The sequence below is a fragment of the Thalassotalea sp. Sam97 genome, assembly GCF_041379765.1.
GTDB lineage: Bacteria > Pseudomonadota > Gammaproteobacteria > Enterobacterales > Alteromonadaceae > Thalassotalea_A > Thalassotalea_A maritima.
In genome coordinates, this window is sequence record NZ_CP166919.1 from 2,740,683 (window position 1) to 2,765,593 (window position 24,911).

21 protein-coding genes are annotated in these 24,911 nt (G+C 43.2%); 12 read left to right on the forward strand and 9 right to left on the reverse strand.

Annotated elements, in window-relative coordinates:
• Positions 1-29: 29 nt before the first annotated feature.
• Positions 30-452 (reverse strand): DUF3010 family protein, encoded by a 423-nt coding sequence (locus ACAX20_RS12220; protein ID WP_371186567.1) that lies wholly within the window; start codon positions 450-452, stop codon positions 30-32.
• A 133-nt stretch (positions 453-585) separates the two neighbouring features.
• On the opposite strand from ACAX20_RS12220, the gene ACAX20_RS12225 reads away from it, so the two are divergent.
• The 5 genes from ACAX20_RS12225 (at position 586) to ACAX20_RS12245 (ending at position 6,189) form a co-directional block, all read left to right on the forward strand.
• The gene (locus tag ACAX20_RS12225; protein WP_371186569.1) at positions 586-2,409 is read left to right on the forward strand and encodes a DUF885 domain-containing protein; all 1,824 of its coding nucleotides are present in this window, start codon (positions 586-588) and stop codon (positions 2,407-2,409) included.
• 152 nt (positions 2,410-2,561) lie between these two features.
• On the forward strand, positions 2,562-3,788 hold the full coding sequence (locus ACAX20_RS12230; protein WP_371186570.1) for a threonine/serine exporter ThrE family protein: 1,227 nt from the start codon (positions 2,562-2,564) through the stop codon (positions 3,786-3,788).
• Positions 3,789-3,808: 20 nt separating this feature from the next.
• Complete coding sequence (locus tag ACAX20_RS12235) at positions 3,809-4,591, forward strand: NRDE family protein (RefSeq protein ID WP_371186572.1); 783 nt, start codon at positions 3,809-3,811, stop codon at positions 4,589-4,591.
• The gene (locus ACAX20_RS12240) at positions 4,581-5,321 is read left to right on the forward strand and encodes an SDR family NAD(P)-dependent oxidoreductase (RefSeq protein WP_371186574.1); all 741 of its coding nucleotides are present in this window, start codon (positions 4,581-4,583) and stop codon (positions 5,319-5,321) included. The genes ACAX20_RS12235 and ACAX20_RS12240 overlap by 11 nt, the downstream gene beginning before the upstream one ends.
• Before the next feature lie 25 nt (positions 5,322-5,346).
• Complete coding sequence (locus tag ACAX20_RS12245; protein ID WP_371186575.1) at positions 5,347-6,189, forward strand: amidohydrolase; 843 nt, start codon at positions 5,347-5,349, stop codon at positions 6,187-6,189.
• Positions 6,190-6,210: 21 nt separating this feature from the next.
• On the opposite strand, the gene ACAX20_RS12250 is transcribed toward ACAX20_RS12245, so the two are convergent.
• Both ACAX20_RS12250 and ACAX20_RS12255 read right to left on the reverse strand, forming a co-directional pair.
• Complete coding sequence (locus ACAX20_RS12250) at positions 6,211-7,386, reverse strand: mandelate racemase/muconate lactonizing enzyme family protein (protein ID WP_371186577.1); 1,176 nt, start codon at positions 7,384-7,386, stop codon at positions 6,211-6,213.
• A gap of 15 nt (positions 7,387-7,401) precedes the next feature.
• Positions 7,402-8,169, reverse strand: coding sequence for a class II aldolase/adducin family protein (locus ACAX20_RS12255; protein ID WP_371186579.1), 768 nt, complete (start codon positions 8,167-8,169; stop codon positions 7,402-7,404).
• A gap of 144 nt (positions 8,170-8,313) precedes the next feature.
• On the opposite strand from ACAX20_RS12255, the gene ACAX20_RS12260 reads away from it, so the two are divergent.
• Positions 8,314-9,222 (forward strand): L,D-transpeptidase family protein, encoded by a 909-nt coding sequence (locus ACAX20_RS12260; RefSeq protein ID WP_371186581.1) that lies wholly within the window; start codon positions 8,314-8,316, stop codon positions 9,220-9,222.
• Between the two features lie 203 nt (positions 9,223-9,425).
• Here the strand turns inward: ACAX20_RS12260 and ACAX20_RS12265 are convergent, their stop codons facing one another.
• Together ACAX20_RS12265 and ACAX20_RS12270 are read right to left on the reverse strand one after the other, a co-directional pair.
• A complete protein-coding gene (locus ACAX20_RS12265; RefSeq protein ID WP_371186583.1) occupies positions 9,426-9,710 on the reverse strand; it encodes an Lpp/OprI family alanine-zipper lipoprotein in 285 nt (94 codons plus the stop codon).
• Between the two features lie 171 nt (positions 9,711-9,881).
• Positions 9,882-10,370 (reverse strand): winged helix-turn-helix transcriptional regulator, encoded by a 489-nt coding sequence (locus ACAX20_RS12270; RefSeq protein WP_371186584.1) that lies wholly within the window; start codon positions 10,368-10,370, stop codon positions 9,882-9,884.
• A 136-nt stretch (positions 10,371-10,506) separates the two neighbouring features.
• Here ACAX20_RS12270 and putA point away from each other — a divergent pair, with 136 nt between their 5' ends.
• Entirely contained in the window at positions 10,507-14,304 is a 3,798-nt protein-coding gene (gene putA / locus ACAX20_RS12275) for a bifunctional proline dehydrogenase/L-glutamate gamma-semialdehyde dehydrogenase PutA (RefSeq protein WP_371186586.1), read from the forward strand.
• A gap of 262 nt (positions 14,305-14,566) precedes the next feature.
• On the opposite strand, the gene ACAX20_RS12280 is transcribed toward putA, so the two are convergent.
• Together ACAX20_RS12280 and ispB are read right to left on the reverse strand one after the other, a co-directional pair.
• Entirely contained in the window at positions 14,567-15,349 is a 783-nt protein-coding gene (locus ACAX20_RS12280; RefSeq protein ID WP_371186588.1) for a ferredoxin--NADP reductase, read from the reverse strand.
• A 268-nt stretch (positions 15,350-15,617) separates the two neighbouring features.
• Positions 15,618-16,589, reverse strand: coding sequence for an octaprenyl diphosphate synthase (ispB, locus tag ACAX20_RS12285; RefSeq protein WP_371186590.1), 972 nt, complete (start codon positions 16,587-16,589; stop codon positions 15,618-15,620).
• A gap of 392 nt (positions 16,590-16,981) precedes the next feature.
• Between ispB and rplU the strand changes: the two genes are divergently transcribed.
• The 4 genes from rplU to folA all read left to right on the forward strand — a co-directional run bounded on the left by rplU (position 16,982) and on the right by folA (position 19,579).
• The gene (rplU, locus tag ACAX20_RS12290; RefSeq protein WP_371186592.1) at positions 16,982-17,293 is read left to right on the forward strand and encodes a 50S ribosomal protein L21; all 312 of its coding nucleotides are present in this window, start codon (positions 16,982-16,984) and stop codon (positions 17,291-17,293) included.
• A gap of 15 nt (positions 17,294-17,308) precedes the next feature.
• Positions 17,309-17,566, forward strand: coding sequence for a 50S ribosomal protein L27 (gene rpmA / locus ACAX20_RS12295; RefSeq protein WP_290252225.1), 258 nt, complete (start codon positions 17,309-17,311; stop codon positions 17,564-17,566).
• Positions 17,567-17,745: 179 nt separating this feature from the next.
• Positions 17,746-18,912, forward strand: a complete 1,167-nt coding sequence (gene cgtA / locus ACAX20_RS12300; protein WP_371186594.1) for an Obg family GTPase CgtA — start codon at positions 17,746-17,748, stop codon at positions 18,910-18,912.
• A 175-nt stretch (positions 18,913-19,087) separates the two neighbouring features.
• Positions 19,088-19,579 carry a type 3 dihydrofolate reductase gene (gene folA / locus ACAX20_RS12305; RefSeq protein WP_371186596.1) on the forward strand — a complete coding sequence of 164 codons (492 nt, stop codon included), beginning with the start codon at positions 19,088-19,090 and terminating at the stop codon, positions 19,577-19,579.
• A gap of 100 nt (positions 19,580-19,679) precedes the next feature.
• Here the strand turns inward: folA and ACAX20_RS12310 are convergent, their stop codons facing one another.
• Positions 19,680-22,847, reverse strand: a complete 3,168-nt coding sequence (locus tag ACAX20_RS12310; protein ID WP_371186598.1) for an efflux RND transporter permease subunit — start codon at positions 22,845-22,847, stop codon at positions 19,680-19,682.
• Entirely contained in the window at positions 22,847-24,031 is a 1,185-nt protein-coding gene (locus ACAX20_RS12315) for an efflux RND transporter periplasmic adaptor subunit (RefSeq protein WP_371186600.1), read from the reverse strand. The genes ACAX20_RS12310 and ACAX20_RS12315 overlap by 1 nt, the downstream gene beginning before the upstream one ends.
• A gap of 419 nt (positions 24,032-24,450) precedes the next feature.
• Between ACAX20_RS12315 and ACAX20_RS12320 the strand changes: the two genes are divergently transcribed.
• Positions 24,451-24,909, forward strand: coding sequence for a TerB family tellurite resistance protein (locus ACAX20_RS12320; protein ID WP_371186602.1), 459 nt, complete (start codon positions 24,451-24,453; stop codon positions 24,907-24,909).
• Positions 24,910-24,911 lie beyond the last annotated feature (2 nt).

Here is a 24,911-nt window from a genome sequence, read left to right on the forward strand (position 1 = left end):
TTAAGTCATCATGCGACGTCCGCAAAACACTATGGATTAAAATGAGTAAACGCCGCTTCAAATGCACTTTGTTGATATTGTTTTAAGCCAGTGTCGCGAAAATCAATAGTCACTTGCGCACGGTTTAATTTTTCTTTAATGATATTGGCGCGTGCCAACTCAACATTCAAACCATCAATCAACTGGATCGCAGCTTCCATTTTGAAACCTTGCGAGCCTCCAGCAAATTTGCCTTTGGTTGGGCGTTCTTTAATCACCACAGTATCAATTTTGTAATCTTCAACCAATTTGGCAAAAGTGAACTGGAATTTGCGAATATTTTCCGCATCAGCGCCTTTCTGCAAACTGATTTTTGGCACTCGCAAGTACGGAATATCATACAAGCCATTTTCTAATGCCACTAAGCAGACGATGGCATCATCGCCCTTAATTTCAACGCCACAAGTACGCATTTTATCTCCAATAGTTAGGTAACGGCGTGATTATAATCTAATATAGCCGCTAACTTAAGTATTTGCCTTCGCAGTTATTTATGGCAAGGTATCAATCACAAAACGATAATAAACTAGCATTAGGAAAACACACATGAAAAAACACCTGATCGCCAGTGCTATTTTAGCAGCACTTATGGGTTGTTCACCGGCAGATAAAGAGCAAACACAAACACAGGCGCTAACGCCAGCTGAAACGAGCACTGAAACGGCAAAAGTCAGCGACACAGCCAGCCAAGAACAAGCAAATCAAAAGTTTAGCGAATTTTCTAATGCCTTAATTGAGAAAATCTGGCAGCACAACCCAGGCTATGCCGTTTATGTTGGCTACTACAAATTCGATGATCAACTAAGCATTCCAAATACAGAAACCATGGCCAAAGATCTCGCCTTTGCTAAACAAACCTTAGCACAGCTTAATGCCATGGATGTCAATTTATTAAACGCCAGTAATGCCAGTGATTACTACATTTTGAAAAATTTTGTGGAATCGCAGATTTTTACCAGTGAAGAGTTAAAAAGCCACCAATGGAACCCTGCAAACTATAACGTCGCTGGTGTTTTTGGGGTGATTCTAAATACCGATTATAAAAATAAAGATGAACGCTTGCGCACCATTTACCGACGTATGGAAAATATTCCAGCCTACTACCAAGCAGCTCAAGCAAATATCACCACCCCAACCATTCCTCACACCGAGCTGGCTATTCAACAAAACCAAGGCGCCGCCGGGTTATTTACTGGCTCATTGCAACAAGCGGTTGATGAATCAGGTTTGACAGAGCAAGAAAAACAGCAGTTTAACGAGCGCATTGCACAATCAACCAAAGCGATTAACGATTACATTGCCTTTTTAACCAATAAACTTGCCAAAATTAAAGCCGATGGCAGCGCTAAAGATTTTCGTATTGGCGAAGACCTTTATGAGAAAAAGTTCAAACTCGACATTTATTCCGACTTAACTGCGAAACAGTTATATGACAAAGCAGTAAGTGAGAAAACTCGCGTACACGCAGAAATGATCAAGTTGACCGAGCAACTATGGCCAAAATATTTTAACGATGAGCCGATGCCAGAAGATAAGCTGGTTGCAGTGAAGAAATTAATTGATCACTTAAGTGTAAAACACGTCGCTCGTGATGAGTTTGTTAGTGCCATCAAAGCGCAAATCCCTGAACTTGAAAAGTTCGCCATGGAGAAAAACCTGCTTGAAATGGATCCTGACAAACCACTTGTTGTCCGTGAAACACCAGAATACATGCGTGGTTTTGCTGGTGCCTCAATCAGTGCTCCGGGTCCATACGATAGTGGCGCCAATACCTATTACAACGTTACACCATTAGATAATTTTAATGACGAGCAAGCCGAAAGCTACTTGCGCGAGTATAACCATTGGATTTTACAAATCTTAAATATTCATGAGGCGGTACCGGGTCATTACACGCAACTGGTGCACAGCAATAAATCAAAGTCATTAGTGAAATCAATTTTCGGTAATGGCGCCATGGTAGAAGGCTGGGCCGTTTACACTGAGCGCATGATGCTTGAAGAAGGCTATGGTGATTTTGAACCAGAGCTTTGGTTGATGTACTACAAGTGGAATATGCGGGTAATTATGAACTCGATCATTGACTATTCAATTCAAGTAAAAGGCATTGGCGAGCAACAAGCGATGGATATGATGATTAACGAAGCCTTCCAACAGCAAGCGGAAGCTAGCGGTAAGTGGCGTCGAGCAACGTTATCACAAGTACAGTTAACCAGTTACTTTACCGGGTATTCTGAAATTTATGCTCTGCGTGAAGAGCTAAAAGATAAACTTGGTGATAAATTTAACTTAACCGATTTTCATAATCAGTTTTTAAGTTATGGTAGCGCACCCGTGCCAATCATCCGTAAGATGATGTTAGCCGATTAACTCTGCACGTAAATTTGTACTTACAAAACGGCGAGCTTAGCTCGCCGTTTGTATTTTTCGATTAAGGTTATAAAAAGATCATTAAATCATTAACCTTTTCGACAAAATTGATAGTAAAATTAATATCAAAACAAATAACAAGAGACAAATCATTGAAACCAGATTCGTTTACGCAAAAACGTCACTTTATTATTACCCTAGGTAAAATGTTGCATAAGTTTGGGGCGACTACCTATCGGCTGGAGAACCACCTTAAAAGCGTATCTGAATTTCTTGATGTACCGGCCTCTTTTGTACTGACACCAACGTCGATGACCTTTGTGCTATATAACGCCGAAGATCAACAAGATTATAACTTCATTATTCGAGTAGCTCCTGGGGATATAGATTTAGCATCGCTGGCACGCACCAATGAGTTAGTATCCGAGCTTGAATCGGGTACTCGTACCCTAAGCGAAGCCATCGAACGCTTGCAAGACATCGAAAGCAAGCCTCCAACCTATGCCAAGTTTTTAACGTTTTTGGGTTATGGCGCATCCGGTGGCGCCTTTGCTTTACTCATGCGCACAACTTGGAATGATGTATTTTGGTCTACCATGCTCGGCTTTGTGGTATTTTTATTTGTTATGTGGTCCGAACGTTCAAAAGGCATCGCCAACTCTCTCGAGCCACTAACAACCATAACCGTTGCCTTGCTCGCTAGCGCCATCACCATCATCGACCCCGCCATTAATGCGTCCTTGGTCATATTGTCCAGTATCATCGTCTTTATTCCTGGCCTGAGTTTAACCACCGGCTTAAGTGAACTTGCCGAGCGCCATTTAATATCAGGCACAGCGAAGATTATGGATGCGACTATGGTGATGTTTAAATTATTTTTTGGCGCATTTCTGGGACTCACGATAGGCGATCTTCTCTGGGGAACTTCCGTCAAAGTTGCTGCTCAGTTGGTGCCCGACTGGAATGCGTGGTTAGCTGTGGTCACTTTATCGTTAGCCTTAGTGATTATTTTCAAAGCGCTACCAAGACATGCCATTTGGTGCATATTCAGCGGTGTCATTGCCTTTGCCGCCAGTCTCTGGGCAGGCTATTACGTCGGTCCTGCGCTAGGTACCTTTGTCGGTGCATTTGCAATTGGCGTTTATGCCAACCTGTTTGCTCGCTTTGGTAAAGCACCCGCCAGTATTGTTATGCTGCCTGGCTTAGTTGTACTGGTTCCCGGTTCTAAAGTATATATTGGCTTAACAGCAATGGTTACGGGTAGCCAAATCGTTGCAGCAGATCATCTCGGCTCACAAACATTTTTGATATTTATGAGCCTTGTAGCGGGGTTGATCTTTGCTAATGTTATTGTTCGACCTAAAAATAATTCACTGTAACCAAGGCAAAAGAGTCGCTTATGTGTATCTTATTTATCGCCATAGAGCAGCACCCCGATTACCCGCTGATCATTGCTGCCAATCGCGATGAATTTTATCAGCGACCAACCCAACAAGCCCATATTTGGCACGGTCCTGACGGCATTTATGCCGGTAAAGATAATCAACAAGGTGGTACCTGGCTTGGCATTAATCAGCGGGGCGAGTTTGCGGCATTAACGAACATACGCGAACAAGAGCGACATAGAGATGATGCGACCTCGCGTGGCGAATTAGTTGTAAAGGCCCTAGCGGGTGATATAAACCATGATTGGTTATTGGCGCACAGCGACGAGTATAATCCGTTTAATTTGGTCTATCAGCATCAACACACCTTGTATTGCTATAACAGCATCGATAAAACCCAGACCATGATTGATGAGGGGTTTCATGCGATTTGTAATGGCCATATGGATGATGTTTGGCCGAAAATGGCCCGGGGCGAACAAGCGCTAGAAACTTTAGTGCGTCAAGCGAAACAACAACGACTTAATATTGATAAGCACGCATTATTAGCGTTATTAAAAGATCCCGAGCAAGCACCAGACTATTTGCTTCCCGATACCGGCGTCGGCATTGATTGGGAGCGCACATTATCCAGTGTTTTTATTCAATCAAGTTTTTATGGTACCCGCTCCAGTGCGATTGTTTTGAAAAAAAACGACAACAGCTTCGAATTTTTCGAACAAAGTTATAACAGTCAAGGAAGCGTCACTGAAACAACCAATGTATTCCTCAACCAACAAGGTCAGTATGAGTTCTAATTCTTCTCCCGTATGTATTGTTACCGGTGGTTCATCCGGTATTGGCTTGGCAATTTGTAAGGTGTTTATCAGCGCTGGTTACCAAGTGTTTAACCTCGATATTCAAGTCAGTGATATTGGCCATTTCATTGATTGTGATATGCGCAACAGTGCGCAAGTTAAGGCGGCGATAAGTCAAGTGGTTAGCAACACAAGTCGTGTTGATGTACTGGTTTCCAATGCCGGCATGCATTTTAGCGCAAATATCGAACAAACCTGTGAGGCAAGCTTTGATAAGGTTTTTGATTTAAACGTTAAAGGTGCTATTGCTGCCACCCAAGCAGTATTGCCGATGATGAAACAGCAACACCATGGTAGCATTATTTATATTGCTTCTGATCAAGCCCTAATAGGCAAGCCATCATCATTTGCCTACAACCTTTCCAAACATGCGTTAGCATCGATGGCCAAAACAACGGCCCTTGATTACGCCAGTTTTAACATCCGTGCTAACGCCCTTTGTCCTGGCACCATCGAAACACCGCTGTATCATCAGGCGATTGATAACTATTGTGCCAAAAGCGGTGCTGATAAAGTCAAAGTAGATGCCGAAGAAGCAGCCTTGCAACCTCTTAACCGTTTGGGTCAGCCTGAAGAAGTTGCGGAGTATGCGTTATTTTTAGCATCGAACAAAGCCAGTTTCATTACTGGTTCATTGCCCGTGATTGATGGTGGTTATACGACCCGCTAGCTACTGGCAACATTAGCGATATCCTATGCAAATTATCGATCCGCACCTGCATTTATTTAATCTGCGACAAGGCGACTACCACTGGTTGCAAAAAACTCGCGCGCCATTTTGGCCAGACAAAGCGATTATTAACAAAGATTTTCGCGAAAACGATCTACAACTCAGTGATGGTTTAAAATTGGCTGGTTTTATTCATATTGAAGCGGGCTTTGACAACTTAAAACCATGGCGTGAGCTAGGTTGGTTAGAACAACATTGCCATCTGCCATTTAAAAGTATCGCTTTTGTTGCCTTGGACGATGGTCAATTTAGCGATAAATTAATGCGCTTAAACGATCATCGATCAATGATCGGCATCCGCCACATTCTCGAAGACGATGCCAAAAAGGTACTCAAGCAACCGACCGCATTAGCGCATTTACAACAACTTGCTGAGCATCAGTTATTATTCGAATGCCAAGCCAATCTCGCCGATCACAGCATCGTTGAAGCATTATTGCAATTGTTGATCAAGACACCTGATTTGCAGATGATTATTAACCACTGTGGTATGCCGAGTAGCAATCACATGAGTAATAGCTTAATCGACAATTTGACCTTATTAGCCCAGTTTACAGGGGTAAGCATCAAATGCTCTGGGTTTGAAATGCGTGACAGACATTGGCAATGGTCAGAGCTAGAAGATACCCTCGCTATACTTATTGATATATTCACTATCGAGCGAGTAATGCTAGCAAGTAACTTTCCACTGACACTATTTAGCCGATCATACCAAGCATTATGGCAAGGCTATGCGTCGTTAAGCTACCCGAGCCAGCAATTAGATGCGCTTTGCTATGATAATGCCAAGCGCATCTACAAACTCTAATGCGACACTTGTAAATTGTACTTATTTAACAATCATATGCGGTGAGCGATAGACTACCTCGTCGTTTAAATGAATACCGATACCCGGCGTATCAGAAACGATAAAGTTACCATTTACAGGCTGCGGATCTTCAATACATAATTCGCGATTCCAGTCTTTTATGGCGTATGTGTGGTGCTCATGAATTAAAAAGTTTGGGATGGCTGTTTCAAGATGCAAAGCCGCCGCCGTTGCCACCGGCCCACCACAAACATGCGCTTGAATACGTACATCAAAGGTGTCGGCATAATCACATACCTTTTTGGTTTCGGTATAACCACCACACAAACCAATATCGGGCTGCAGGACATCAATCGACATATCTTGCATATACGGTTTAATGTTCCAGCGATTATATAAACGCTCGCCTCCAGCAATAGGGACATTAACTTTTTCGGCGACTTTTTTGTGGAGATCGGAGTTAAGGTAATTGACCGGCTCTTCAAAATACATGCAGTTAAACTCTTGTGCTAGTTCACCTAACTGAATTGCACTACTTACACCTGGCAACGAATGGCATTCAAAAATAATATCCGCGTCATCACCAATTGCATCGCGAATGGCTTGTAAGCGGGCTCGAAACAAACGCAGCTCTGATTGAGTAAATAATTTTGTGCGATCAAAAAAACATTCCCCATCTGCGCCATACATAATAGGATCCACTTTTACTGCATCATAGCCTTGCGCTATCGCCTTACTGGCCGCTTCACCGTACTCTTGTGGCGCAATTAACGCTTTAAACTCACTATCCCAGTCAAATTGTAATTGTGATGCATAAGTACGCAGCTTATCGTTCACTCTACCGCCAAGTAGCTGATATACCGGCACTCCTAACGCTTTACCTTTAATATCCCACAATGCGGTATCGATGGCGCTCATGGCCGCATAAATGATAGGCCCACCACCTAAGCCCCAAAAACTCTCGCGCAACATTCGTGACCACAACGCTTCTGTTTGCATAGGATCGTGACCAAGCAACATGGCCTCGCTAATTTCTTTTATCATATGAGCGGCTGCACTGTGCCCTAAATCGTAAGCCAGACCCGCTTCTCCAATACCGTTTATTCCTTCATCGGTATGTATACGCACAAATACGGGATTCCATACTGTTCGTTTGGGACAGTGAATATCAAAAATTTCAACACTCGTTACTTTCATCGCTGGGCTCGCTTATTATTGATTGAAATCAGAGTTAATACGCAACGCTTTGCGCATCATAGCTGGCCATGCTTTATCACCACCAGTTTGTCCAGAATGCACCACATTGGCTTGGCGATATATGTTATCGGCAACATCATCTGCGACATTAACCACATCAGTACCAGTTGCTTGTAGTTGCAATTGGATTTCACAGGCGCGTTGTAAGTCGTACATTCGCATAAACGCATCGCCGATGCTCGAACCTAGTGTTAAGGCCCCGTGATTGCGCAGCAACAAATGATTATTTGAGCCAAGGTTTTCTTGTAAACGTGCTTTTTCATCAGGGTTTACCGCCAACCCTTCGTAGTCGTGATAACTTAAGCTAGCCAATGAAAACAGCGAATACTGACTCAATGGCAATAATCCCTGTTGTTGACTGGCCACAGCAATCGTCGCATTGGTATGTAAGTGCATAACGCAAGTTGCATCATGCCGAGCTTGGTGCACGGCACTGTGAATCGTAAACCCAGCAGGATTAATCGAAAATTCACCGCCATCAAGGACATTGCCATCGATATCAATTTTTACCAGATTGGATGCCGTCACTTCATCAAACGCAATTCCAAACGCGTTAATTAGGAAGTGTTCGCTATTAGGAATACGTACAGATATATGCGTATAAATCAGATCATCCCACCCAAAATGAGCCACCAATCGATAACAGGCGGCAAGTTCCACCCGCATTTGCCATTCAATATCACTAACCTTTGTTTTTAAATTTCGCTGTAATAACTGATACATAACCACCAAAAACGTTAACCATTTGTTAAAACATACTATATGAGGTCACGGATAACTGGCAATCAAAACATTCGCGCATTAAACTTACAGTACCCTGTCGATAAGGCAGTGACTCTGTATTTAGCTTTGATGTGATGTATCAACATGTTCTATAAATTTATGCTCGCTATAGTTAGTGTTTGTTTACTTACGCTAACAAATTCTATTTATGCTATTGAATTTCAAATTCCTCGAGACGATAGTCGCCTGGTAGGCGAACTAACGTATTACACCGTGCAAGACGGCGATCACTTTCAAAGTATTGCTGAAAAATATCGCGTCGGTTATTTGGCAATGATGGAAGCCAACCCTGGTGTCGATCCGCTTCGCCCTAAGGTAGGTACTGAACTTGTCATACCAACTCAAATGATTTTACCGTACGTTAAGCAGGACGGTATTGTTATCAACTTATCGGAATTAAGGTTGTATTATTTCGACAAACAGCGTGATACCGTTCATGTGTTTCCTGTCGGTATCGGCAAAATAGGCGATATGACACCACGTCTCGTCAGTAAAATTACCGAAAAACGAAAAAACCCTAACTGGTACCCGACAGCCAATACCCGTCGAGAATACCTTGCCAAAAACGGCAAACCAATGCCTAAGATGATCCCTGCAGGTCCTCAAAACCCGCTTGGCGATTACGCAATGCGCATTGGTAATAGTGCCTATTTAATCCATGGAACTAATCAACGCTTTGGTATTGGCATGCGCGTTAGTGCCGGCTGTATTCGGATGTACCCTGCTGATATCGAATGGCTATTTAATAACACGCCTAAAGGCACTGCGGTACGCATTATCGACCAACCAATCAAAATGACTTACTTAGAGCCTGATGTACGCATGATTGAAATTCATGCGCCATTAACCAGTAACAATGGTGAAGTCCCTAGCTTGTTGCCACTATCGCTTGGTGTGCAAAATTTTATTGGCGATAATCCAGAGAAAATTGAATTAGTGGAAGAGTTACTTGATGCCCCAACAGGTTTACCATTATTGCTCGATCGTCGTTAATCAAAGCGATGAAACCGCAGTAAGTGCGGGTGTCATTAATAAACAATGCGCTTGTGATGAGTAGAGCGAAACAACACCGCTCGTTAACTAAGTGCTACATTGATATGGTACATTATCTTCAGTAGTCATTTAATGATAAAAGTGAGACACAAAAAAACGCCGACATTACGTCGGCGTTTTACTTCGATAATACTTAGGTGTCGCTATTTTTTGTAACCGCTGACAATATTGTCAATACGATCATTTGCACGTTCTGCTTCAGATTTAGCATCAGCCGCCATCGCTTTTGCATCATTTGCAGCTGCGGTTGCTGCTGCCACATCATCTCGTAACGCTGCTTGACCATCTGCTAGAGAATCAACTTTTGATGCTAGGTTATCCATCTTCATGTTTAAGTCTGCGATATCAGCTTCTAATTTTGCGTGACCAGCACAGCCAGATAGACCGAGTGCTAGAACCACAGTTGAAAGCATTAATGATTTTTTCATCCTGTCACTCCGAGTTTCTCAATTGTTAACATTTAAGGTAATACCAAAGTCAGTATGGCATAAAATCACAAAAGTACATATTTTTTGGTTAACTATTAATCACTTGCTCTGTCCGATATGCCATATTCAGATTCTTAGTTGATTAAGATCAAATGTTTAATGGCGCTAAGCTTAGGTAGACTGCGTCGCCAGTAACGGTAAACCTAGATCTTCCTTCACTTTCTCTATGACAACATAAGTATGGGTTTGCGATACACCTGGCAATTCCACCACTTTGCCCAACACATCACGATAATTGTCCATACTGGTTACGCGAAGCTTTATAAGGTAATCAAACCCGCCAGCCACCATATGGCATTCGGCGACCTCGCGAATACCAACCACTTGATCGCGAAATTGATTAAATATATCAGCCGTTGTTCTATCTAATGTCACTTGAATAAAGGCCGACATGCCGATATTCAGTTTTTGCGCATCTAATATTGCCCCGTAGCGCTTAATATATCCCTCTGCTTCAAGTCGTTTTACTCGATCAAGGCACGGGCTAGGGCTTAAATTAACTTGTTTAGCAAGCTCAACATTGGATATGCGAGCATTGAGTTGCAGGGTCGCTAGAATAGTTAAATCAATGCGGTCCAACTGTCTACTTTTCACACTCATAAAGTATTAAATATGGTTTTGGAAAGATATTTCCCAATATTATACCGATTTTTTGCCGAATACATCAGCACATTTTGTTATGAATAGTTGATAATGCGCGCAAAATTATCGTACAAAATTTAGATAGGTTAAAACTATGCTTTTTAATGGGACCTTAACGACTGACGATCCTATTCGCCAGAAAATACGCGACGCCTATCGCGCCAATGAAAACGACATTCTTGAGCAATTACTACCTCTTGCGGAAATCGGTGCAAACGCTCGTTCTCGAGTGTGGGAAAAAGCCCGCCAAATGGTAGTGCAAATTCGTAAAGATCAAGAAGGTAAAGGTGGCGTAGATGCGCTATTAAACGAATTCTCACTTTCGACTGAAGAAGGTGTGGTATTGATGTGTTTGGCTGAAGCCTTGTTGCGCGTACCAGACAAAGATACCGCGGATAAGCTTATTCGCGATAAGCTTGCTGAAGGTGACTGGAGTTCACACATTGGTAACTCCGACTCTATTTTCGTTAATGCGTCATCATGGGGCTTACTACTAACCGGTAAGCTGGTTAATTACTCAGACGAGAAAAAAGCCGAGCAATTTGGTTTATTAAGAAAAACCGTTGGTCGTTTAGGTGAACCAGTAATCCGTAAAGCGGTGCGTTATGCGATGCAAATTATGGGCACCCAATTTGTTATGGGTCGCACCATTGATGGCGCTGTAGAGCGAGCAGTAAAAACCGAAGCAAAAGGCTATACCTACTCTTACGACATGTTAGGTGAAGGTGCGCGTACCATGAAGGACGCTGATCGCTACCTACAAAGCTACGTCACTGCCATTCATGCCATTGGTAAAGCGGCTAAAGGTCGTGGTCCTCAGAAAAGCCCTGGTATTTCGATTAAATTATCGGCCATTCACCCACGCTATGAATTTACCCATCGCGACCGTGTGATCGAAGAATTAGTACCACGCTTAAAAGATCTTGCGCTATTAGCGAAATCTTACAATATTGGTTTTACCGTTGACGCAGAAGAAGCGGACCGTCTAGATATTTCTTTAGACGTGATTGCTGCGGTATTCCTAGATAAAGATCTTGATGGTTGGGATGGTTTTGGTATCGCCTTACAGGCTTATCAAAAACGCGCTCTATTCGTTCTTGAGTGGGTACGTGAACAAACCTTAACGGCGGGTCGTCAAATGATGGTACGTTTGGTTAAGGGTGCTTACTGGGATAGTGAAATTAAAATTACCCAAGTTGAAGGCTTTGAAGACTTCCCTGTATTCTCACGTAAACCGTCTACTGACGTGTCTTACCATGCTTGTGCAAAAAAACTGCTTGAGTACCGAGATACCATTTACCCACAATTTGCCACCCACAATGCCTACACCGTAGCCACCATTTTAGAAATGGCTGGCAGCAATAAAGAAGGCTTTGAATTCCAACGTTTGCACGGTATGGGTGAATCTTTATACGACCAAGTAGTGACCGGTGATCGTGTGCCTTGTCGTGTATACGCCCCAGTTGGTGAGCATTCAGATCTTCTGGCTTACTTAGTTCGTCGCTTACTTGAAAACGGCGCAAATAGCTCGTTTGTAAACAACATTGTTGACGAAAAAATTCCAGTGGAATCACTACTACAAGATCCGGTAGAAGAAGTGCGTGGTTGGGTCAATAAATATAACCCTCAAATTCCACAATCTATTGAGATTTACGGTGAAGAGCGCGATAACTCAAAAGGTATCGATTTAACCAATATCGATCACATCACACCAATGCGTGACAACTTAAACGCATGGTTTGAAAATGCGATTAAAGCCGAAAAAATCGACGGCGCTGAGCCGGTAATCAACCCAGCGAATCACGATGAAGTTATCGGTTACATAAAGCATGCTGACAGCCAACAAATGCAGCAAATTTTAGCCGACTCACAAGCAGCCTTCGCAAGTTGGTCACAAGTCGATGTTGCCGAGCGTGCAGAGATTTTATTAAAAACGGCTGTTCTACTAGAAGAGCATATGGACGAGTTCATCGCTATGTGTATCAAAGAAGCAGGTAAGATCCCAGCAGATGGTGTTGCAGAAGTTCGTGAAGCTGTCGATTTTTGTCGTTACTACGCGGCGCGTGCCAAAGAGCTAATGGCCGACGACGAGCTACAATCACGTGGCGTGGTGTTGTGTATCAGTCCATGGAACTTCCCGCTAGCAATCTTCCTAGGCCAAGTTGCTGCGGCAATTGTTACTGGTAACACGGTTGTAGCTAAACCTGCTGAGCAAACCAGCCTAGTTGCCCTGCGCACCATTGAGCTAATGCAGCAAGCTGGTTTACCTGCCGATGTTGTTATTCCAGTGATCGCTCGCGGTAGCGAAGTTGGCGCAAATATTGTTCCAGATGAACGCGTTCAGGCGATCATGTTCACCGGTTCAACGGCGACAGGTACTTGGATTTCACAAAAACTGGCTGAGCGTCAAGGCGAGCCAGTGCCACTGATTGCCGAAACTGGTGGTCAAAACTGCATGATCGTGGATTCAACTGCGTTACCAGAGCAAGTGGTTGATGATGTGGTTACTTCGGGCTTCCAGTCTGCTGGTCAACGTTGCTCTGCATTACGCGTGTTATTCTTGCAAGAAGATATCGCCGATAAAGTTATCGACATGATCAAAGGCGCAATGCAAGAGCTACATGTTGGCGATCCAGCATTACTCAGCACAGACGTTGGTCCGGTTATCGACGAAAAAGCCTTTAATGCCCTAAACGCTCACGTTGATTACTTAAAAGATAAAGCGACATTGCACTACCAGTGCAGTCTGCCTAAGCTAGCTCATGGTCACTACTTCTTTGCACCGCGCCTGTATGAAATCAGCGACTTATCGGTACTTAAAGAAGAAGTATTTGGTCCATGTGTGCATATTATCCGCTACAAAGCTCAAGACTTAGAAAACGTGATTGACCAAGTTAATGGTACCGGTTTTGGTTTAACTATGGGTATCCATACGCGTATCGAAGAGAAAAGCGAATACCTAGCGCAACGTTCACGTGCCGGTAACGTTTATGTTAACCGTAACATGATTGGTGCGGTTGTTGGTGTGCAGCCGTTTGGTGGTCGTGGTCTATCTGGTACTGGCCCTAAAGCCGGTGGTCCAATGTACTTGACTCGCCTAGTTAAACGCGCGGATGCCGTAACTGAATTCACTATGACTGATGACGAGAAGCAACAACTGATTAATCAGTTCAACGACTACTCGACCTCTGCCTGGAAGATCGGTGCTAAGTTACAAAATGCCAAAAATGATGAGTTAAAATGGCGTGATACCGCTTTAACCGTTCGCGTATCAGTGGTGCGTCAATTGCTAGCACAAATCGCTGGCAATAAAGTATTTATCTCGCAAGAAGATGAACTTGAGCAAGTCATTGAAACTGCTCGTCGTCAATTAAAGATGATTGAGAAAAAACTTGCCAAGCCGACCCAGCTACCAGGCCCAACAGGTGAGTCAAACACCTTATACCTAGAGCCTCGTGGCGTGTTAACTGTCGTTCGCGATCAAGACACGAGCTTTGCTTATTGGTTGTTATCAATTGTTTCGGCATTAGCTACAGGTAATAACGTCATCGCTATGGTTAATGAAGAATACTTAGATGAAGCAGAAGCCTGTGAACGCGTTCTTGCTGAGTTAGGTATTGTGTCAGGCATCTTCCAAGCGGTATCGTTAAATCATTTACCAACGGTATTAGAAAGCGACCACTTAGCAGGTGCTGTTGTAGCTCCTGAGTCTCGCTTAAAGCAATTGCTAAACGAGAAACTGGCAGCACGTCAAGGTGCTATTTTGCCTCTGATCACGGCAAGTGATTACGATAACTTGTTTGAGCGTTTAGTCACGGAAAAAACCATTACTATTGACACAACGGCAGCAGGTGGCAATGCCTCATTGATGACAATGGAAATGGCCGACTAGTTACCGTAACTCTACTGACAAAGGCGCTAAGCATTATGCTAGCGCCTTTTTTGTCGCAATTGTCTCGTCCTGATATACGATGGTCTTCGCACTCTGTGATCGGGCCCCATTAACAATAACAAGTAGCAAGCTATTCAAACGCTATCGCGATTTGTCGTGAAATGCATTAGACGCTTCATGCAAGGCATTAATGCCTTGATGATAAACTCAATGAAAAGCGTAACCTTATTAAGACATTCATCAGCACAATTCACATCATTTTTTAGCGATCAAGAAATGCTTGTTCAGTGACATAATGACCTTGTTGTCTTGACGTTGCCTTACTAAATCCAAACTGTTCAAGGATCTCAGTGGTATCGTTGAGCATATGCTGATTGCCACATAGCATAAACCGATCGTTATCCACATTTAGAGGCGCTAAGCCCGTTTGTTTGACGATAGTATGATTGAGTAACAAACTTGTTATGCGTTGCTGATGAGCCGCACCGGTAAACGCCTCTCGCGTTACGGTTGGGTAATAAATCAACTTATCCTTAACTAAGTCACCAAAATAAGGGTTGTTGGGTAATTCTGTGGTAATGCTATGTTGGTAAGCAAGCTCACTGGCATAACGGACACTATGGACAACGATCACTTTATCGTACTTTTCATAAATACTGGGATCTTTAATGATGCCAATAAATGGTGCTAAACCGGTTCCCGTCGCCAGTAAATATAAATGTTTACCAACCAGCAAATTATCAACAACAAGTGTCCCCGCTGGCCGGGTAGAGAGTAGCAATTTATCCCCAACAGCGATATGTTGTAATTTTGACGTTAACGCACCATTGGGTACTTTTATGCTAAAAAACTCAAGCTCATTTTCATAGTTGGCACTGGCAATACTGTACGCTCGCATCAAAGGCTTACCATCGACCTCGAGACCAAGCATAACAAATTGGCCATTTTCAAATGTATAACTTGGTCGGCGAGTGGTTTTAATGCTAAAAAGCTTATCGTTCCAATGACGTACATCTGTCACCGTCTCACAAATCGTATTCCGCATCCTAGTCTCTTATTATTATGCTTTATTAAACCGTACCTATCACGATACTGCAGATAAGCGTATACAAATGATAATAGCCACTATTTCGACGAAAACCAGCTGAAATTTATAACAAAGCTAATACCAATCACATTAAGTTATTGCTCACTCAGTGAGAATTTAAAGGCTTTTAAGCAAGGCTTTGATTGCAGAGAATGGTTAATGTGAGGGTAATAAAAAAGCCGCCTTAGTACGATGACTAACGCGGCTTTTTAATGGCTATCTCCGATTACGCGTTACGATTGGCGCTGATATCGGCTAAAGCAATTAATGCTTGCTTGTATTCACTGTCTGGTAAGACAGCAAGAGCAGCAATGGCTTTTTCGGCCTCTTGCTCGGCTTGCTGTTGAGTAAAGGCCAACGCCCCTGTTTGTTGCATTGCCTCTAAAATAGGCTCCAGATTATCCATACCGTTACCTAATTCAATGGCATCGCGGATCATTTTCGTTTGCTGCTCTGTACCATGACGCATGGCGTGTAATAAAGGTAAGGTAGGCTTACCTTCAGCAAGATCATCACCAACATTTTTGCCCATTTCTTGCGCTTGTGCAGTGTAATCCAGCAAATCATCAATAAGCTGAAATGCGGTGCCGACATGCATACCATAGGCTTTCATCGCCGCAACAATTTGCTCATCTTGCTCGGTGATGACTGCCGCTAAGCGCGTTGCTGCTTCAAAAAGCTTGGCTGTTTTACTGTAAATCACCTGCATATAACTATCGATGGTGGTGTCAGGATCATTGACGTTCATCAGCTGCAAGACTTCACCTTCAGCAATCACATTAGTGGCATTCGATAGCACCTTCATCACTTCCATGCTATCGAGACCAACCATCATTTGAAACGAACGGGTATATAAGAAGTCACCGACTAACACGCTAGCACTATTGCCAAACATCGCGTTGGCGGTTTCCAAGCCTCTACGCATTGTTGACTCATCAACAACGTCATCATGTAACAAGGTTGCCGTATGAATAAATTCAATAATAGCAGCTAAGCTGATATGCTTTGCGCCTTGATATCCCATTGCTCTGGCTGCCAAGACGGTCATCAGCGGTCGCACGCGCTTTCCACCCGCATTAACAATGTACATGCCCAATTGATTAATTAGCGCCACATCGGACTCTAATTGTTTGTAAATCAGCGCATTAACGTCGGCCATGTCCTTACTAGCCAATTTTTGGATATCGGTAATATTCATAATAATTCAGGTTTGATCCTCAGTGGATCCTCATATTTTGTTACTGCTTTAATACAAAAACATCGCACTAAGCAGTGATATATCTTGCTATAATTATGGCAGCAGATTTTACACGATTTTGCGCAAGAGCACAGTAAAGATATTGCAATTACGTGATTTTTCCTAGACTTACCTAGCACGTTTTATGAGTTAGTAGTCAGTTTAAATCATAGACACCAAGGTAGGTTTTTGGCAGGTTAGCGCCCTAATCGAAAACAAGCCTGACTTTTTGCTAAAAAATTCAGGAAATTTTATCGCTAAAGCTTGCGTAACAAATAATCTTAGCGTAGAATCCGCCACCTATTATTTTAATTTGTGCGCCTTTAAAGTTATGGCGCGTTTCGGAGTAGCAAATGTACGCGGTATTCCAAAGCGGTGGTAAGCAACACCGTGTAAGCGAAGGTCAAGTGGTTCGCTTAGAAAAATTAGAGCAAGAAATCGGCTCATCTGTAGAATTTGATAATGTTTTAATGGTTGCTGATGGCGACGACATCAAAGTAGGTGCTCCTTACGTTGATGGTGGTAAAGTTACAGCTGAAGTTGTAGCGCAAGGTCGTGGCGACAAAGTTAAAATCGTTAAGTTTAAACGTCGTAAGCATTCACGCAAGCAGCAAGGCCACCGTCAGTGGTACACTGAAGTGAAAATTACTGGTATCAACGGTTAATAGGAGTAATTAACGATGGCACATAAGAAGGCAGCAGGTAGTACTCGTAACGGTCGTGATTCAGAATCAAAACGCTTAGGTGTTAAGCGTTTCGGTGGTGAGTCTGTTCTAGCGGGTAACATTATCGTTCGTCAACGTGGTACTAAATTCCACGCTGGTACAAACATGGGTATTGGTAAAGACCACACTTTATTTGCTTTAACTGACGGTAAAGTTCAGTTCGAAGTAAAAGGTCCTCAAAACCGTAAGTTTGTATCAATCATCGCTGAATAATAGCGATATCTGAGACAATCCGAAAAACCTCGCTTTCGCGAGGTTTTTTTTTGAGCGTATCTTACTATTCTTCATGAAATATTATGTTTCGTGAAGAGAGTTATATATTTAAAAGGTTTGGGTTTATAATTAACCTCTACCTATAATCTGGTCAGTTTTTAGGAGCTGGTTACAAACTAATGAAATTTGTTGATGAATCAGAAATCCGCGTTGAAGCGGGTGATGGCGGCAGTGGCTGTGTCAGTTTCCGTCGTGAAAAATACATCGAATATGGTGGCCCTGATGGTGGCGATGGCGGTGATGGTGGTGATGTTTACCTTATCGCTGACGAAAACCTAAATACCCTTATCGATTACCGCTTTGAACGTTTTCATAAAGCCCAACGTGGTGAAAACGGTAAAGGTCGTAATATGACGGGTAAGCGAGGCCAAGACTGTACATTAAAAGTTCCTGTCGGTACCCGTGTTATTGATGTCGATACTGGTGAGCAAATTGGTGATTTAACCAAGCATAAGCAAAAGCTGATGGTAGCCAAAGGTGGCTGGCATGGTTTAGGTAATACTCGCTTTAAAAGCTCAACGAACCGTGCTCCACGACAAAAAACCTTAGGTACTCCTGGGGAAATACGCAATTTAAAGCTTGAATTAATGCTACTTGCCGATGTCGGTCTTCTCGGCTTACCAAACGCCGGTAAATCAACATTAATTCGCAGCGTTTCTGCAGCTAAGCCAAAGGTCGCCGATTACCCGTTTACAACCTTAGTGCCAAACCTTGGTGTGGTGCGTTTAAATCAGCAACGCAGTTTTGTCATTGCCGATATTCCAGGGCTAATCGAAGGCGCTTCTGAAGGTACCGGTCTTGGTATTCGCTTCTTAAAGCACCTTGAACGTTGTCGTATTTTATTACATTTAGTTGACGTGTTACCGGCAGATCAAAGCGATCCAGCTGAAAATGCGGCGACCATCGTTAATGAGTTAGAACAATACTCAGAAAAGCTCGCCTCTAAACCGCGCTGGTTGGTGTTTAACAAACTTGATTTGTTATTAGAAGATGAAGCTGAAGAAGTCATGCAGCGCGTTATTGAGGCGCTAGACTGGCAAGGTGAAGTGCGCACGATTTCGGCGTTTAATCGTGAAGGTACCGAATCGCTAACCCAAGACATCATGAACTTCCTTGAAACCCTTCCTTCGGTTGAGGAAGAAGTTGAACAAGATCAAGAAGATGTTGAATTCAAATGGGATGATTATCATAAAGATGCCATCGAGAATTACGATTACGATGACGATCTTGACGATGAAGAGTGGGATGAAGACGATTATGACGTGGACGTTGAATATCGTCGCTAAATAACACAAACCTCATTTATCCTGACAATAAAGGCCTGAATATAGATAACTATACTCAGGCCTTTTTCTTTGGCACAATGACCGCCAAAATAACGATAGCCATCGCTATAGCAGCCTGTATATAAAAGCAATAGCTATGGTGACCGTTTGGCGTTAACAGAACTCAGAGATACCAATGACTATTCTTTCTATGATCGTCGCCCATGCACACAACCGTGTTATTGGCAAAGACAATGACATGCCTTGGCACATGCCTGCAGATTTAAAGTACTTTAAACAAACCACAATGAAAAAACCGGTCATTATGGGTCGTAAAACCTTTGAATCGATTGGTTTTCCATTGCCTGGGCGTCGCAATATTGTTATCAGCCGCGATGCACAATACCACGCCGAAGGTATTGAAACCGTCGCCAGTGTTGATGCAGCATTAGCGCTAGTGCAAGATGTTGAGGAAGTGATGGTGATTGGTGGTGGCAGCATTTACCAGCATTGCTTACCTGCCGCAGATCGTTTGTATATCACCGAAATTGATTTAGACACTGACGGGGATACGTTTTTCCCTGACTATAACGCTAATGGTGAATGGGTTTGTGTAAATCAAGATCCACACCCAGCTGATGACAAAAACCCGCATCCATACAACTTTAAGATCTATGAGCGCAAGTAACCACTTGCTTCACATCTGAGAAAAATATTTCAGGATGGGACAGACCATAAAAAAGAGCGAACAACATTATGCTGTTCGCTCTTTTATTAATAACAGACGCTTAATCAGAAACTGCTGTATTAGCGTCAGGATTGGCAACCACTTGCTGTTTGTCACGACCCTTAAATAAGCCGCCGACTTTGCCCTTAATGTCTTCGACAATAATGTACAAACATGGGATCAGCATTAGCGTAACGACGGTAGCGAATAGTACACCAAAACCTAATGATACCGCCATTGGCACCACTAACTTCGCTTGCATGCTGGTTTCAAAGAACATGATAGGCGCTAAACCAATAAAAGTCGTCAGTGAGGTTAACAAAATAGCTCTAAAACGATAGCAACCGGCGTCAACCACCGCATCTTTCGCTCGCACACCTGCCTGTTTCGCTTTATTAATGTAATCAATCATCACCAGCGAGTCATTGACCACAACACCTGCTGCTGCAATTAAGCCGAACATTGATAATGCCGATAAATCCATACCAAGTAACATGTGACCACCCACAGCGCCAATAACACCAAATGGAATGACCGACATAATGATCAGTGGCTGTGAATAAGATTTTAATGGAATCGCTAACAAACTAAAGATAACCAACAACGATACGATAAAATCGCGAGTTTGGGTGTTGGCACTATCAATTTCTTGCTGAATGCGTCCCGATAACTGGCTTTTTACCAATGGGTATTTTTGCAATAGCGTTGGAATGTAGTTATCGCGAATGTCCTTGGCAATTTTAAACGGTTCAGCCTGCATCGCATCGACCTTGGCCCAGACATTAATGGTGCGATTACCGTTTTCTCTTCGAATTTGACTCACGCCATCGGTAACAATGATATTGGCCACTTCGGATAACGGGACCTCACCACCATTTGGTAATAGAATCATCACATCATCAACATGGGCAATCGAGCTACGATCTTGCTCAGGGTAACGCACCATTACCTTGATCTCTTCACTGTTACGCAATATACGCTGCGCTTCAATACCATAAAAACTATGACTGACCTGTGAAGCAACATCCGCTAAGGTCAAGCCTAGGGTATAGGCTAAAGGCTTAAGTTCGAACTGTACTTCTTTGGCGGTATTCATGCGTGAATCATTAACATCGCTCACGCCAACCAAGGAATTAAGCTTAGCTTTGAGTTCTTTTGATGCAGCTAACAGCTGTTGGTCATCACTGGCTTCTAATTTAAAGCTGATATCACCATCGTCTCGGTCGTTACCGAACAAGTTATCTTGGGTATCTAAGCTTTTCACGCCTGCAATCATTGGCATATTGGCACGCCAACGTTCAGCTATTTCAAAGGTATTTAGCGGACGTAGCTCTGGCTCAATCAGTTTCACCATCACTTGCGCACGGGTGCGACTGCGTAAGTCAACTTGCATGTCTGAAATGACACGTGTGCCAAACTCTTGCTCAATTTGATCATCAACTTGATACAAAGAACGCTCAATGGCACGTGCAGCGTCTAGAGTTGCTTGTTCAGACGTGTCAAGGTTCATTTCTAAATTGATACGCGGAAAGTCATGAGGGACTTTGGGTTGACCAATAAAGCGCACTACACCACTTTCAAATAAACCGGCACAAATCAAGACCAGCGCCACGAACATACAGGTAACGGCGTAGCGATATTTTACCGCCGTAGTCAATGTATGTCGGTAACGGTTGTCAACAAAGCCTTTTAAGCCATTATCAATCGCTAAACGCATACGTGCGAGAGGATTTTTCAGGTTCGGCTCGGTTACTTTCATTCTCGCTAAGTGAGCAGGCAAAATCAGCTTTGATTCGATTAATGAGAATATTAAACATAGCACCACAACAAAGCCGATTGATTGACTCCATGCTGCGCCTTGACCATCACTTAATACCAATGGCATAAAGGCTGCAATGGTTGTTAACACACCAAATGTTGCAGGCATCGCTACACGTTTTACACCACGGATAACATTATCGACGCTATGACCTTTTTTCTCGATTTCAGCATGGGCACTCTCACCCATAACAATGGCATCATCAACAACGATACCGAGCACCAGAATAAAGGCGAATAAGGAGGTAATATTGATGGTGACGTCAATCATGCTCATAGGCATTAGCAATAAGGTGCCTAAGAAACACACTGGTAGGCCCATCATCACCCAAAACGCTAAACGTACACGAAGGAATATGGCCAACATTAAGAACACCAACACTGCGCCACTTAACAAGTTCGACATCATCATGTCCAAACGTTGCTCAAGATAGCCAGTCATATCAACCCAAGTTTCTAACTTTACCCCTTGAGGCAATTGAGTTTGCTTTCTTTCAACATAGCCCTTTATGACTTTAGCGACATCAGTAATTGACTGGTCGGCAGCAGCGCCTATAAAGAAGGTCACCGAGTTTTCACCATTAAACTTGGAATATTGAATACCGTCTTCAAAGCCATCGTTGATGGTCGCCACTTCACCTAAGAAAACCGTACTGCCATCAGCTCGGCTGATCAGTGGCAGATTTTCAAATTCATGGCCAATGTACGCTTGATTCTCAACACGTAAATTAATATAACCGTTTTCGGCTTTGATGGTACCCGCAGACATGTTGCGCGACCAGTTGCGCACAGCACTCGCTACTTGCGTAAACGATAAATCATACTCGCGTAATTTATCTTTGCTAACCTCAATGGCTATTTCATAATTTAAGCCACTGTAGTATTCGGAAATATTGACCAGCGGTAACTGCTGAATTTCATCGTGGATCTTACGACCAAACTCTTTTAACTGCTTTTGTTCCATATCGCCATACAAGCTGATGTACATAACCTCTTGGCGCATCTTTATGCGTTCTACCGTCGGCCGTTCCATGCCAGCCGGAAACGACGAGATAGAATCAATTTGCGATTTAACTTCTTCCAGCACAATCTGAGGGTCGTAACTATCGTCGACGCGGATAAAACCATAAGACGAATTACGTCCAGAATAGGTGATCATCCGCTCAATGCCTTGCACCGATTCTAACGCTTCTTCAACCTTAATGGTGATGCCTTCCTCAACTTCTTGCGGTGCGGCACCAGGGTAGACGGCACGATACTCAAGCCAGTGGATTTCGACTTGCGGAAAAAACTGTTTGCGAATGGTCCCCATGGTCAGCAAACCACCGATGATGATCACCGCCATTAATAAGTTAGCGGCAACCGGATTACGGGCAAACCAAGCAATGATGCCCTTATTTGTATCAATCATTACTGGTCACCTTTCAGAGCAACTTGCGTGTCTGCCTCTGCTGTCTGCGTATCTTGCTCTGCACCGAGTACGGATACTTTCATGCCATCAACAGGGAAATCGAGTGCTGAAGTGATGATCATATCGCCTTGCGTCAAACCGTCGGTAATAACCACTTTATCGCCTTGCTGACGCAAAATATCAACGCTTTTATAACGTAAGGTATTATCGGCATCGATGGTGGCTACTTGCTGTTCATCGACTAAATGACGTGGGACTAGCACCGCGTTATCAACCGCAACACCTTCAATAGTCGCGTTAACGTAGGTACCAAAACGAATCACAGGTTTGTTGCTCTCTAATGCATACGGATCAACAATTTCTGCGACAAGATAATTCATACGAGATTGCTTATCAATCACGCCTTCGCTGCGAGCAATGCGCGCTTGCCAAGCCATATCTTTGCCCGACACTTGGCTCGTTAACAGGACATTAGATCCTTTACCACTGTTTAGTAAAAACTGTAACTTTTGATCCGCAACCGGCAAACGAACTTCTGCGACATCAACGCTAAGTACATGGCCTAATTTACTGCCGACGGTCACGAACGAGCCTAAACCGATATCGCGCGCTTCTATCATCGCATCGTATGGGGCGACAATTTTAGTGCGCTCGAGATTACGTTTAGCACGCTTAACCGCAGCCTCTGCAGCATCAACACGAGCCATTTCTTGCTCTAATTGTGGTTTACGCAAGCTTAAGTTGGTTGGCGAACTGGTTTTGATGCGTTGCCATTCTCGCTCGGCAACTTTACCACGGGCGATCTCTTGCTCAAGCGCGGCTTTGGCCGATGCCAGTGATGCTTGTGCATCCATCAAAGCTGCTTCGTAATCGTTTGGATCAATTTGCGCTAACAACTGGCCTTTCGTTACAAACCCGCCGCGTACGAATACATCAGCAAGTTCAACGATTTGCCCTGATACTTGGGCAACCAATTCGGTTTGGTATTTCGGTTCGACTAAACCGTACGAATCAACGTTTAAGGTTAACGGCTCTAACACAACATGCTGTACCGACACCAACGGTGTGGTATCGACTTGTTTTTTCTCTTCAGGTGGCTTTTTCATTGCACTGAGTGCGGAAAATCCGCCCACACCGGCAAGTAAAATAGCAATAGGTAAAATAATCTGTTTTTTAGTGGCCACGATGCTCACTCCCCCCCTTATATTTTTCTAACTAGGATGTTAGCAAAGTGTTATCAATTTGAGTGTGTCAATATGTTACGAGTTATTACAAGATGAAGATCTTTCATACACACAAAATAACATCCTTTCGATTAATGGTGCGGCGATGTGGTGTCGATAGTTGCAATTGCACGCTATTACGACGGTTAATAAAGCGCTACATCCTGGCTCATATTGCCGTTTCACGCGATTGATTTTATTGTTTATATGGCAACAACTGAAACTATACTAATACCTATTACACTAAGTTTGTGCCCAACTCAGAGTTAGGGCATAACTTAATGTGATTGGTATAAGTCTTGAGCGTCCAATATCAATATCATCACCACCTCAACCAAGGCGATGATAGTAAACTAAAAAATTACAGGTAGAAACTATTAATGATCAATAGAATTAGGGTCTTTTTTAAATCACTTCAAACAGATACGGTGATCAGTAGTGCCATGTCTATCGAAATTGCTACTGCCGTTTTATTATTGGAAGTGGTCCATGCCGATCAGCAAATACATGAAAATGAAAAAACACAAATGGTCACGTTATTACAACAGCATTTTGCATTGACCAAGGCCGATGTGGAAGAAATATTATCGCAGGCAGAAGATGAAGCGTTACATGCGCATGACCTATATAAATACACCTCATTAATCAACGGCCAATTTGAACTAGCTGATCGCATAAAAATTGTCGAGATTCTTTGGCAGTTAGCCTATAGCGACGGCCACCTCGATGTTATCGAAGAGCATATAATTCGTCGTATTGCCGATTTATTGCATCTACGTCACGGTGAGTACATCCAATGTAAGTTAAAAGTTCAGAATCAATTGGGCGAGCATTGTTAACT

Coding starts and splice junctions, on each gene's coding strand:
- folA (WP_371186596.1), top strand. CDS start 19,088: ATGACTATTCTTTCTATGATCGTCGCCCATGCACACAACCGTGTTATT.
- cgtA (WP_371186594.1), top strand. CDS start 17,746: ATGAAATTTGTTGATGAATCAGAAATCCGCGTTGAAGCGGGTGATGGC.
- ACAX20_RS12245 (WP_371186575.1), top strand. CDS start 5,347: ATGCAAATTATCGATCCGCACCTGCATTTATTTAATCTGCGACAAGGC.
- rpmA (WP_290252225.1), top strand. CDS start 17,309: ATGGCACATAAGAAGGCAGCAGGTAGTACTCGTAACGGTCGTGATTCA.
- ACAX20_RS12265 (WP_371186583.1), bottom strand. CDS start 9,710: ATGAAAAAATCATTAATGCTTTCAACTGTGGTTCTAGCACTCGGTCTA.
- ACAX20_RS12280 (WP_371186588.1), bottom strand. CDS start 15,349: ATGCGGAATACGATTTGTGAGACGGTGACAGATGTACGTCATTGGAAC.
- ACAX20_RS12255 (WP_371186579.1), bottom strand. CDS start 8,169: ATGTATCAGTTATTACAGCGAAATTTAAAAACAAAGGTTAGTGATATT.
- ACAX20_RS12220 (WP_371186567.1), bottom strand. CDS start 452: ATGCGTACTTGTGGCGTTGAAATTAAGGGCGATGATGCCATCGTCTGC.
- putA (WP_371186586.1), top strand. CDS start 10,507: ATGCTTTTTAATGGGACCTTAACGACTGACGATCCTATTCGCCAGAAA.
- ACAX20_RS12260 (WP_371186581.1), top strand. CDS start 8,314: ATGTTCTATAAATTTATGCTCGCTATAGTTAGTGTTTGTTTACTTACG.
- ACAX20_RS12270 (WP_371186584.1), bottom strand. CDS start 10,370: ATGAGTGTGAAAAGTAGACAGTTGGACCGCATTGATTTAACTATTCTA.
- ACAX20_RS12235 (WP_371186572.1), top strand. CDS start 3,809: ATGTGTATCTTATTTATCGCCATAGAGCAGCACCCCGATTACCCGCTG.
- rplU (WP_371186592.1), top strand. CDS start 16,982: ATGTACGCGGTATTCCAAAGCGGTGGTAAGCAACACCGTGTAAGCGAA.
- ACAX20_RS12320 (WP_371186602.1), top strand. CDS start 24,451: ATGATCAATAGAATTAGGGTCTTTTTTAAATCACTTCAAACAGATACG.
- ACAX20_RS12225 (WP_371186569.1), top strand. CDS start 586: ATGAAAAAACACCTGATCGCCAGTGCTATTTTAGCAGCACTTATGGGT.
- ACAX20_RS12310 (WP_371186598.1), bottom strand. CDS start 22,847: ATGATTGATACAAATAAGGGCATCATTGCTTGGTTTGCCCGTAATCCG.
- ACAX20_RS12240 (WP_371186574.1), top strand. CDS start 4,581: ATGAGTTCTAATTCTTCTCCCGTATGTATTGTTACCGGTGGTTCATCC.
- ACAX20_RS12250 (WP_371186577.1), bottom strand. CDS start 7,386: ATGAAAGTAACGAGTGTTGAAATTTTTGATATTCACTGTCCCAAACGA.
- ispB (WP_371186590.1), bottom strand. CDS start 16,589: ATGAATATTACCGATATCCAAAAATTGGCTAGTAAGGACATGGCCGAC.